The 10,747-nt window shown below is 68.2% G+C and carries 12 protein-coding genes; 6 read left to right on the forward strand and 6 right to left on the reverse strand.

The window, feature by feature from the left end:
• The coding region (locus H5U26_RS14805; RefSeq protein WP_290618280.1) for a transposase at positions 1 to 287 on the reverse strand (287 nt) is incomplete at its 3' end.
• Positions 288 to 576: 289 nt separating this feature from the next.
• Here H5U26_RS14805 and H5U26_RS14810 point away from each other — a divergent pair.
• The 4 genes from H5U26_RS14810 to H5U26_RS14825 are packed head-to-tail and all read left to right on the forward strand — an operon-like array spanning position 577 to position 3,846.
• Positions 577 to 1,455 carry an ATP-binding protein gene (locus H5U26_RS14810; RefSeq protein WP_366056012.1) on the forward strand — a complete coding sequence of 293 codons (879 nt, stop codon included), beginning with the start codon at positions 577 to 579 and terminating at the stop codon, positions 1,453 to 1,455.
• 23 nt (positions 1,456 to 1,478) lie between these two features.
• Positions 1,479 to 2,288, forward strand: coding sequence for a diaminopimelate epimerase (dapF, locus tag H5U26_RS14815; protein ID WP_290621092.1), 810 nt, complete (start codon positions 1,479 to 1,481; stop codon positions 2,286 to 2,288).
• The gene (locus tag H5U26_RS14820; protein ID WP_290621074.1) at positions 2,285 to 2,953 is read left to right on the forward strand and encodes a DUF484 family protein; all 669 of its coding nucleotides are present in this window, start codon (positions 2,285 to 2,287) and stop codon (positions 2,951 to 2,953) included. The genes dapF and H5U26_RS14820 overlap by 4 nt, the downstream gene beginning before the upstream one ends.
• Complete coding sequence (locus H5U26_RS14825; protein ID WP_290621076.1) at positions 2,950 to 3,846, forward strand: tyrosine recombinase XerC; 897 nt, start codon at positions 2,950 to 2,952, stop codon at positions 3,844 to 3,846. Before H5U26_RS14820 ends, H5U26_RS14825 begins: the two co-directional genes overlap by 4 nt.
• 217 nt (positions 3,847 to 4,063) lie before the next feature.
• Here H5U26_RS14825 and fnr read toward each other — a convergent pair whose 3' ends face one another.
• From fnr to H5U26_RS14845, 4 genes are all read right to left on the reverse strand, one after another.
• Positions 4,064 to 4,831 carry a fumarate/nitrate reduction transcriptional regulator Fnr gene (gene fnr / locus H5U26_RS14830; RefSeq protein ID WP_290621078.1) on the reverse strand — a complete coding sequence of 256 codons (768 nt, stop codon included), beginning with the start codon at positions 4,829 to 4,831 and terminating at the stop codon, positions 4,064 to 4,066.
• A gap of 79 nt (positions 4,832 to 4,910) precedes the next feature.
• Positions 4,911 to 5,495, reverse strand: coding sequence for a MarC family protein (locus tag H5U26_RS14835; protein ID WP_290621080.1), 585 nt, complete (start codon positions 5,493 to 5,495; stop codon positions 4,911 to 4,913).
• The gene (locus H5U26_RS14840; protein WP_290621082.1) at positions 5,492 to 6,277 is read right to left on the reverse strand and encodes a M90 family metallopeptidase; all 786 of its coding nucleotides are present in this window, start codon (positions 6,275 to 6,277) and stop codon (positions 5,492 to 5,494) included. Before H5U26_RS14840 ends, H5U26_RS14835 begins: the two co-directional genes overlap by 4 nt.
• A gap of 15 nt (positions 6,278 to 6,292) precedes the next feature.
• Positions 6,293 to 7,015, reverse strand: a complete 723-nt coding sequence (locus H5U26_RS14845; RefSeq protein ID WP_290621084.1) for an NAD(P)H-binding protein — start codon at positions 7,013 to 7,015, stop codon at positions 6,293 to 6,295.
• Positions 7,016 to 7,218: 203 nt separating this feature from the next.
• Here H5U26_RS14845 and H5U26_RS14850 point away from each other — a divergent pair, with 203 nt between their 5' ends.
• Positions 7,219 to 8,541, forward strand: coding sequence for an aromatic ring-hydroxylating dioxygenase subunit alpha (locus H5U26_RS14850; protein ID WP_290621086.1), 1,323 nt, complete (start codon positions 7,219 to 7,221; stop codon positions 8,539 to 8,541).
• Position 8,542: 1 nt separating this feature from the next.
• Positions 8,543 to 9,094, forward strand: a complete 552-nt coding sequence (locus H5U26_RS14855) for an aromatic-ring-hydroxylating dioxygenase subunit beta (RefSeq protein WP_290621088.1) — start codon at positions 8,543 to 8,545, stop codon at positions 9,092 to 9,094.
• A 92-nt stretch (positions 9,095 to 9,186) separates the two neighbouring features.
• On the opposite strand, the gene H5U26_RS14860 is transcribed toward H5U26_RS14855, so the two are convergent.
• A complete protein-coding gene (locus H5U26_RS14860; RefSeq protein ID WP_290621090.1) occupies positions 9,187 to 10,647 on the reverse strand; it encodes a GGDEF domain-containing protein in 1,461 nt (486 codons plus the stop codon).
• Positions 10,648 to 10,747 lie beyond the last annotated feature (100 nt).

Raw genomic sequence — 10,747 nt, forward strand, 5'->3', positions numbered from 1 at the left:
CGGGCGAAGAAGGCCGATGCTTTTTTTAGGATCGACACATCCTCGCGCAACCGCTGGTTCTCACGCTCCAGCTGGCGGATGCGTTCCTGCTCGGCCGTCAGCGGCTTGCCGATGCCCGGCTGACCAGCCTGCTCGGCGTCGTACTGCGCCAGCCAGCGGCGCACCGCGCTGTTGACCAGGTCCAGGTCACGGCAGACCTGGCCGACGCCCAGGCCCTGGTCGCGGATCATCTGCACGACCTGCAGCTTGAAGGGGCTATCGAAAGTTCTACGGATGCGGGGTGTCATGTCTTCAGGTTCCTCAGGGGGGATGGATGATCCCCTATCGAGGTGTCCACTTCGATTGGACCAGGACATCGGGCCGAATGTCTCGCCACGACGATTCGCGGCGAGGGCGCCGCTCCCACAGTCCAGTCCGTGTGGGAGGCCCGCCCTCGGGCCGAATGTCTCGCACGAACATTTCGCGGCGGGGGCGCCGCTCCCACAGCCGAGCCCTGTGGGAGGCCCGCCTCGGGCCGAATCCTGCGCACGGCAGCGAATCGCTAGAATGCGCCACGCCCCGTTCGCCGCGCACACCATGGACAACGACCTCACCCGACTCGCCAACTGCGCCGAAGCACTGCTCGGCCGCTTGGAGAACCTGTTGCCAGCGCCCCCTGCGCCTGTCGACTGGCAGGCGACCCTGGCGGCGCGCTGGCAGGTTTTGCCCGGCAAGCGGCGCGCGCTGGTGCCGATCGCCCACCCGCAGCGCCTGGACCTGGACGACCTGCAGGGCATCGACCGCGCCAAGGCGGCGCTGGATCGCAACACGCGCCAGTTCCTGGCCGGCGCGCCGGCCAATGACGCGCTGCTGTGGGGCAGTCGCGGCACCGGCAAGTCCTCGCTGGTCAAGGCGCTGCTGACGCGCCATGCGGCCGCGGGTCTGCGCCTGATCGAGGTCGACAAGGACCACCTGATCGACCTGCCGGACATCGCCGCCGCGACCGCCGGCCTGCCCTATCGCTTCGTCGTGTTCTGCGACGACCTGTCGTTTGGCAGTGACGAGCCGGCCTACAAGGCGCTCAAGGTGGCCCTCGACGGCTCGGTCAGTGGTGGACGCGAGCACCTGCTGATCTATGCCACCTCCAACCGCCGCCACCTGTTGCCCGAATATCAGGAAGAAAACGCCCTGACGCGCCACGTCGGCGAGGAGATCCATTTCGCCGAAGCGGTGGAGGAGAAAATCGCCCTGTCCGAGCGCTTCGGCCTGTGGCTGGCCTTTCACGCCTTCGACCAGGATCGCTATCTGGGCATTGCCCAGCACTGGCTGGAGCAACTGGGCTGCCGGGCACCGATCGAACAGTGGCGCGAGGAGGCCCTGCGCTGGGCGCTGAGCCGCGGCAGCCGCAGCGGGCGCAGCGCCTACCAGTTCGCCCGCGACTACGCCGGCCGGCTGGCGTTGGAGGCCGCGCCGTGAGCGCCGGGCTACGCTTCACGAAAATGCACGGCCTGGGCAATGACTTCGTGGTCATCGACGGCGTGCGCCAGGCGGTGGCCCTGAGCACGGCGCAGATTCGCGCGCTGGCGGACCGGCATTTCGGCGTCGGTTGCGACCAGGTGCTGCTGCTGGAAGCGCCGCGGCGCGCCGAGGCCGATTTCACCTACCGCATCTTCAACGCCGACGGCGGCGAGGTGGAGCACTGCGGCAACGGCGCCCGCTGCGCGGCGCGCTTCGTGCACGAACAGGGGCTGAGCGACAAAACGACGTTGAGCTTCGACACCCTGGGCGGCCCGGTGCACCCGCGCCTGCTCGGCGACGGCCAGGTCGAGGTGGAGATGGGCGTGCCCTGCTTCGAACCGGCGCGCATCCCGTTCGAGGCGCCCGCCGAGGCGCTCGATTACCCGCTGCAGGTGGCCGACCAGACGCTGACCATCGCAGCGCTGGCCATCGGCAACCCGCACGCCGTGCTGCGCGTGCCGGACGTGGACAGCGCGCCGGTCGGCACGCTCGGGCCGCTGATCGAGGCGCACGCCAGCTTTCCGCGCCGCGTCAACGTCGGCTTCCTGCAGGTCGTCGATCGCCGCGAGGGCCGGCTGCGCGTGTACGAGCGCGGCGCCGGCGAGACGCTGGCCTGCGGCACCGGCGCCTGCGCGGCGTTCGTCGCGGGCGTGCGCTGGGGCCTGTTCGATGCGCAGGCTCGCCTGCATCTGCCCGGCGGGGTGCTGGAGCTGGCCTGGGCCGGTCCGGGCACGCCGGTTTTCCTCACTGGCCCCGCTGTCACCGTGTTCGAGGGCACACTCGCCGCATGAAAAAATCCATCGCCAAACCCGCCGCCGACGCCGATCAGGTCGCCGCCTACCTGCTGCTGAACCCGGATTTCCTGGAAAGCCACCCGCAGGTGTTCGAGGCGCTGGACGTGCCCCACCCCACCGGCGGCGCCGTATCGCTGGTGGAGCGCCAGGTGGCGGTGCTGCGCGAGCGCAACCGGGCACTGACGGCGCGCCTGGATGCCGTCATCGAGGCCGCCCACCGGCACGACGACCAGTACCGCAAGCTGTTCGAGCTGGCGATCGCCCTGGCCGCCTGCCGCGACATCGCGGCGCTGCTGCATGCCCTGGCCACACACCTGCGGCGCGACTTCGGCACCGACGCGCTGCGCGTGCTGGCGCATACCGCCCCGGCGAGCGGTACGCCGCTTCTGGTCAGCGCGTTCGACCCCGCCCCTTTCACCGCGGACATCGAGCGCAGCAAGCCGCGCTGCCTGCCGCAGTCCGAGCTGCCCATCGTGCAGCCGTACCTGGACGCGCAGACCGTCTCGGCGGCCATCCTGCCGCTGGCCGCCGGAGCGGCTCCGGCCCTGCTGCTGCTCGGTTCCCATGATTCGGAGCGCTTCAGCCCGGAGCTGGGCACCCTGCTGCTGGAACGCCTGGCGCAGCTCACGGGCGCGCACTGGCACCGCCTGTCGGGCGCGTGAAGGCGGTCCCGAGCGTCGATGAGTTTCTGAGCGCGCTGGCCCTGCAGCGCCGGGCAAGTCCGCACACACTCAGCGCCTACCGGCGCGACCTGCTGCGCTGCGAAGGGCTGCTGCCGGCGCTGGGTGCCACTAGCCTTGCTGGCCTCACGCCGCCCCAGGTGCGCCGCCTGATCGGCATGCTGGCGCGCGAGGGCCTGGCCGGGCGCAGCATCGCCCGCCTGTTGGCGGCGCTGCGGGCGTATTACCGGCCGCTGCTGGACGCCGGCTGCCTGCCGGCCGATCCGACCGCCGGCATTGCGGCGCCCAAAAGCCCGCGCCGCCTGCCGGCAACGCTGGACGCCGACCATCTGGCGCGCCTGCTCGACTTTGCCGGCGAGGACCCGCTGGCCCGTCGCGACCGGGCGCTGTTCGAGCTGCTGTACTCGTCCGGCCTGCGCCTGGCCGAGGTGGTGGCGCTGGACCGGGCGGATCTCGATCTTGCCGACGCCAGCGCGCGGGTCACCGGCAAGGGCAGCAAGACGCGCATCGTGCCGGTCGGCAGCCGGGCGCGGGACGCCCTGAGCGACTGGCTCACCCTGCGCGCGACCCTGGCCGCAGACTGTCCGGCGCTGTTCGTCAGCCGCCACGGCGCACGCCTGTCGCCGCGGACCGTCCAGCAGCGCCTGCGTTACTGGGCCGACCGCCAGGGTATCGACCGGCGGGTGTACCCGCACCTGCTGCGCCACTCCTGCGCCAGCCATCTGCTGGAATCGTCCGGCGACCTGCGCGCGGTGCAGGAACTGCTGGGCCACGCCAGCCTGGCGACCACACAGATTTATACGCACGTGGATTTTCAGTACCTGGCGCGCGTGTACGACGCGGCGCACCCGCGGGCCCGCCGCAAAGCCCCCTGACCGGGTGCGGCGCCCTGTAGGAAATGGCACTCGGTGGGAGCGGCGCCCCCGCCGCGAATCTGTCACAGGTTCGGCCCGGGGGCGGGCCTCCAACGGGGGTTTTTCCAGTGAAGATTCGGCCCGAGGCGGGCCTCCCACAGCACTTGGCTTGAGGGTGGGAGCGGCGCCCCGCCGCGAAGCTGCCGCAGATTCGGCCCGAGGGCGGGCCTCCCACGGGTCAGGAAACCCGGCTCTGGTCGTTTGCCGACAGCTGGCCTGAGAAGGCCGCCAGCGCACTGCTGTTGGTGATGCGCACCAGACGACCGTCGACATGCACCAGCCCATCGCGCTGCAGCTTGCCGAAGGCACGGCTTACCGTTTCGGCCGCCAGGCGCAAATACGCGGCGATGTCCTGGCGTGACATGGGCAGGTTGAATTCGGTCGCCGAGAAGCCGCGCTGGGCGTAGCGCTGCGACAGATCGAGCAGCAGCAGCGCCAGGCGTCGCTCCGGCGAATGGTCGCCCAGGGTCAGCAGCTGTTGCTCCTTGCCGGCGATCTCGCGGCTCATCAGGCGCATCAGTTGATGCTGCAGGGCCGGCACGCGGGCCGCCGCGTGTTCCAGCAGATCGAACGGCACCTCGCACACGCCGGCCAGCTGCAGGGCCTGGGCGGTGACTTGATGCCGGTGCTCGATCATGCCGTCCAGGCCAATCACCTCGCCGGGCAGGTGAAAGCCGATGATCTGCTCGCTGCCGTCCGCACCCAGGATGTAGGTCTTGACCGCGCCACTGCGCGGCACGTAGATGGCCCGGAATGGCTCGTCGGCCCGAAACAGTATCCTGCCCCGAGTGAACGGGCGGGTGCGGGATACGATGCGCTCCAGCTCGGCCACATCGGCATCACTCATGCCGTAGGGCAGGCAAAGGTCATGCAGATTGCAGGTGCTGCAGGCAGCCTTGAGGCCACTGAGCGTGACGACGTTTGCCGCGGGGGAGTCGGCTGTCATGCGGTCCAGCGTGATGTGGGAAAACGTGTGTGAAACCTATCACAAACAGTGTTCATGGTCGTTTGTGGTGCGCAGCGTCTCAGGCCAGAAAGTGCCGCACGCCCTCCAGCATCATGTTCACCGAGACCAGGTTCAGCAGCAGGCCGGTCAACTTTTCCAGGGCGTTGAGGCCGCGCGGCCCAAGTGACTGGGCGATGCGTCGCCCCGGCAGAAACGTGACCAGGGTGACCAGCATGGCCCCCAGCAGGCCCAGCGCGAGCAGCCCCAGCGGCACCTGCTGCTGGGTCCGCAGCAGGATGACGGTGGCGATGGCCGCCGGCCCGGCAATCGCCGGCACGGCGATCGGCACCAGCAATGGGTCGGCTGCGTAGCCGTCCTGGAAGGCGCCCTGCGGGCCGCCGTAAATCATGCGCAGCGACAGCAGAAACAGGATCACCCCGCCGCCGATGTGCAGCGCCGGCTCGGTGATGCCGAAGGCACGCAGCAGGCCCGCGCCGCCCCAGCCGAGCAGCAGCAGCACGCCGAACGCGAACAGGGACTCGCGCAGCACGGCGCGCCGGTAGGCGGCAGCGTCGAGCCGCCCCAGGGCCGCCAGCACCAGTGGCAGGTTGCCGAACGGGTCGGTGACCAGCACCAGCAGCAGGATCTGTTCCGGCAGGCTCACGGCGGCTCGGCCAGCGCCGGCCAGTGCGCGGCCGGATCCTGGCGGTAGAACAGCGCCAGTTGCGCGTAGACGGCCGGGTAGCCGCGCTGCAGGCCGGGCGGATCGTCAAAGAACATCTCGCTCGCCACGGCGAAGAACTCGGCCGGTGACTGGGCGGCATACGGGTCGAGCACGGTGCGCAGGTGGCGCAGCGCACGCCGACCGAGGTGTCGGTAGGCGGCGGAAAAGGCGGCTGTCCAGGCGGCCGGATCCATGCCCGGGTGCAGGGGCGGATGGCCATTGGTGTCGCCATCGAGCTGGTCGAGCTTGTGCGCGCATTCGTGAATGACGACGTTGTGGCCGTGGCCCTGCCCGCCGGCCGCGACCTCGGCCAGGGACAGGATCAGCGGCCCGGCGGCCCAGGACTCGCCGCTGCGCCAGTCCTCGACCTGGTGCACCACGCCGGCTTCGTCCACCTCCTCGAAGCGGCTGCGAAACTCGTCCGGGTACAGCACCAGCGCATGCCAGCCGCGGTACCAGTCAAGGCCCAGATTCAGCACCGGCAGCGCCGCCTGCAGGGCGATGGCCAGCGCCTGTGGGCGGTCGATGGTGGCCTGGTCAACCGGCTCCAGAACCTTGGCCGCCAGAAAGTCGAGCGCAAGCTGCTGCAGCCGCTGCCGATCGGCCTGCGGCCAGTGGGCCAGCACCGGCACGCGGGCGAAGGCGGCAGGCCAGTCCTGCGCCACCTCCAGTGCCGGTGCCCTGCGGCGCCCGGCCAGCCAATCGCGCCAGCGCGCGAGCATGCGCGCCCTGCGGCCCTAGCCGGCCAATGCGGCCAGTTTGGCGGCCAGCTCGGCGTCGCTGTCGTGGCCGGCCTCGCCCCAGAACACGCTCAGTTCGCGCCTGCCGACCGCCGGATGGGTGACGCAGGCCAGCATCACGCGCGCCAGATCGGCGCGGGCAATCTGGTAGCGCATCTGCAGCGGCCAGTCTTGGGCTGTGATGGTCAGCGCGTGGGCACCGCCGGGTTTGTCGTTCAGGATGCCGGCGCGCACGATGGTCCAGTCCAGGCCGCTTTTTTTCAGGTACTCGCCCTTGTCCAGCGAGTGGTCGCGCAGGCCCGGCTTGACCCGGTTCAGGATCGCCATGGCGGTGGAGGGTTCCGTCAGGCCAATCGTCGACAGCAGCACCAGCCGGCCCTTGAAGCCGCGCTGCTTGCACGCTTCCACGGTGTTGACCAGGCCGCCGTACATGACGGCGCGGATTTTTTCGCGGCTGGCGAACATGCCGCGCCCGGCGATGCCGCCGGTGATGTCCACCGTGAACACGATGCCGGCCCAGTCCGGATCGATGGCCTGCGCCAGCGTCTCCGGGCGCGTGACGTCACCGTAAACCAGAGTCGCCTTGTCACCGAACAGGCCGCGCGCCTTCTCGATGCTGCGCACCACGGCCGCGACCGGCCGGCCGGCGGCAATCAGCTGGCGCGCTGCTTCCAGGCCCGTGCCGCGCGTGGCGCCGATGACGGCAATCGTGCATCTCATGTCTGCCTCCCCGTGCGTGTGGCTGCTGGCCCGATTCTAACTGCCGCCTGGCGCTGGCCCGCCCAGGGTGCAGCCTTGATATCGGTCAAGAGGTCCCCGGCGGGCCCTTCCACTATGCGCGGCACAGCACTGATCGGTGCTTACGTGCCGTCGCCCTGTCCGGACCGTGCAGGGCGGCTTCCCCACACCAAGGAGGGTTTCGCGTGAAGGACGTTACCAAGCTGATCCTGGAAGACGGCGCGGTGCAGGACCGCCGCATCTACTGGGACCAGGACATCTACGAGCAGGAGCTGGAGCAGATATTCGCCCGCGCCTGGCAGTTCCTGGCCCACGAGAGTCAGATTCCGAACGCCGGCGACTTCATCACCACGCGCATGGGCGAGGACAACGTCATCGTCGCCCGCCAGCCGGACGGCAAGATCAAGGCCTTCATCAACTCCTGCCCGCACCGCGGCAATGTGGTGTGCCACGCCGACACCGGCAACGCCAGGGCCTTCACCTGTGCCTATCACGGCTGGGCGTTTGGCCTCGACGGCGAACTGGCCACCGTGCCGCTGGAGCACGACGCCTACTACGACGCCATCGAGCGTCCGCGCTACGCCATGCACCCGGTGGCGAAAGTCGAGAGCTACAAGGGCCTGGTGTTCGGCACCTTCGACGCCGGGGCACCGTCGCTGCGCGACTACCTGGGCGACATGGCCTGGTACATGGACACCTTCCTTGACGTGCCGGGTGGCATCGAGCTGCTCGGTCCGCCGATGAAGTCGATCCTGAACTGCAACTGGAAGGTGCCGGTCGAGAACTTCATCGCCGACGGCTACCACGTCGGCTGGGCACACGCCGCGGCGCTGAAGGCCATCGAGTCCCCGCTGTCGCCGCTGGCTGGCAACCAGGCCTACGACGTCAACTCCGGCCTGCAGGTCGCGACCCGCGGCGGGCACGGCTTCGGCGTCATCTGGGATGCCGCGGCTGCCATCCATCCGGACGGTGGCGCTTACCGCGAATGGCTGGCCAAGCGCACACCGATCATGCGTGAGCGGCTCGGCGAGTGGCGCTCGCGCTTCTACAACGGTCACTGGGACGCCAGCATCTTCCCGAACTGCTCGTTCCTGTACGGCACCAACACCTGGAAGCTGTGGCTGCCGATGGGTCCGCACAACATCGAGGTGTGGACCTGGACCCTGGTCGAGAAGGACATGCCGGCCGAGCTGAAGCAGATGATGGTCGCCACCAACATGATGACCTTCGGCACCGCCGGCATGCTGGAAACCGACGACGGCGAGAACATGGAGCAGTGCACCGGCAGCAACCGTGGCTGGGTGACGCGCCGCGGCAAGCTGTACTCGGGCATGGGCCAGGTGCGCGAGGGGGTACACGCCGAGCTGCCGGGCATCGTCGGCAAGGGCATCGTGTGCGAGACCTCCAACCGCGGCTTCTACCGCCGCTGGGCCGAGCTGATGAGCGGCCGCAGCTGGGAAGAAATCAGCCGCGAACCCCACTACGCCCCCAACCGCGAGGTGGCCTGACATGAATGCACCGACCCAGATAAAAACCCCGGCCAATCCGCGCTACGTGGACCGCGACACGCTGTTCGAGGTCGAGCGTTTCCTGATCCGCGAAGCGCGCATGCTGGACGAGGAGCGCTTTCGCGAGTGGTGGCAGACGCAGCTGACCGAGGACATCCACTACGTCCTGCCGGTGCGGGAAATCCGCATGCGGGCGGACAAAAAGCCGGTCGGCAGCAACCCTGGCGCGTTCGTCTTCAACGACAACTACGCCATGCTCGACATGCGCATCCGGCGCCTGGAGACGGGCCTGGTGTGGATGGAGGACCCGCAAAACTACATCCGCCGCTTTGTCAGCAACATCGATGCGGCCTGGGCCGACGTGGATGGCGAAGTCGACGCCTGGTCGAACTTCATCGTCTATCGCAACCGCCGCCAGCGCGACGAGACCGTGGTGTGGGGCACCAAGCAGTGCCGTCTGCGCAAGGTGGATGGCCAATGGAAGCTGGCCGGGCGCACCATCCTGGTCGACCAGCGTGTGGTGCTGGACAAGAACCTGTATTTCTTTTTGTGAACGCTGCCCCGCCCGCTGCCGTCAACCGGTGGCGGGCGGGTGGCCTGACCCGCAAAGCTCCGCGCAGTGGGTGAGCAAGTCCTCCCCCATCATCACTCGTCACCGGTTTCGTCGCCGGCGGTACGCGGGGCAAGGAATCGTGCTTCGAAAATCTCGCACGGCACCGGTTTGCTGAACAGGAAGCCCTGCATCTCGTCGCAGTTCGACGCGCGCAGCAGCTGCGCCTGCTCCTCCGTTTCCACGCCCTCGGCCACGACGTTGAGCCTGAAGGAATGCGCCAGATTGATGATGGTGGACACCAGCGCCAGGCCTGCCGGCGCGGCCGTCATGTCGGTCACGAACGCGCGGTCGATTTTCAGCGTGTCCACCGGCAGCTTGGCCAGATAGCTCAGCGAGGAGAAACCGGTACCAAAGTCATCGATGGCGATCGTGATACCCAAGGCGCGGATCGCCTTCAAGGCGACGATGCTGTGCCTGACGTCCGCCATGATCAGGCTTTCGGTGATCTCCAGTTCCAGTCCTGCCGCCGCACGCTCATCAATGCCGACGGCTTGCCCGACTTCACCGATGAAAGCGCGATGGCGCAGTTGCAGCGGCGATACGTTCACCGCAATGCGCACGGCGGCCAAACCGGCGGTGCGCCAGCGCAGGTAGTCACCGATGGCCTGGCGCAGGGCCCGGCGCCCGACTTCGTGAATCATCCCGGTCTCTTCCAGGATCGGAATGAAGCGGCCCGGCGGTACCAGCCCGGTGCGCGGATCGTGCCACCGGATCAGCGCCTCGGCCCCGGTGATCTGGCCGCTGGCCAGGTTCACCTTGGGTTGGTAATGGAGCACGAATTCTTCATTGTCCAGGGCCTGGCGCAGCTTGTTTTCCAGAGTCAGCTTGCGGGCCACCATGGCGGTCATTTTCGGGGCATAAAACAGGTATTGATCGCCGCTCGCCTTGGCCCTTTTGAGTGCGGCTTCGGCATTCCTGAACAAGCTGTCGGCATCCGGGCCGTCGTTCGGGAACAGAGCCACTCCCACTTTGAAGGATATCCGCAACACGGCGTCACCCAGGCGGAACGGATGCGCCAGAAAGCTTTGAATCGTATGCTCCAGAAGCCGCGCCGCGTCGCTCTCGGTCTGTATCTGCGGCAATACCACGGCGAAATGGTCGGCACCTACCCGCGCCAGCAGGTTGGCATCGCCGGTGATGCCGGTCATCCACTGCGCCACCTGTTTCAGAAGCGCGTCGCCTGCCAGCTGACCGAGGCTGTCGTTGATGTTCTTGAATCGTTCCAGATCGAGCAGGAATATCGCCAGCATGTGCTTTCCGCTGACGGCGCTGCGAACGTACTGCCCCAGGCGCTCCAGAAACAGGCTCTGATTCGCCAGACCGGTCAGCACATCGTAGTAGGCGAGGTAATCAAGCCGCGCCTGCTTGTCGAGATGGTCGATCGCGAACGCGATGTCGCCGGCCAGTTGCGTCAACAGCTCCATCTCCGCGTCATCGAAATAGCCGGCTTCCGCCGCGTGCAGGCCGAGCTTAGACTCAAGTTCCAAGTGCAACACCCTGCTGCAGGTAAGGTATTGCGATGGGAACGACGTACAGCCATTTGAGCAGCGAAGAGCGCGCAGTGATCATGATCGAACGGCGGCGAGGCCGCAG

The organism is Immundisolibacter sp. (genome assembly GCF_014359565.1).
Taxonomy (GTDB): domain Bacteria; phylum Pseudomonadota; class Gammaproteobacteria; order Immundisolibacterales; family Immundisolibacteraceae; genus Immundisolibacter.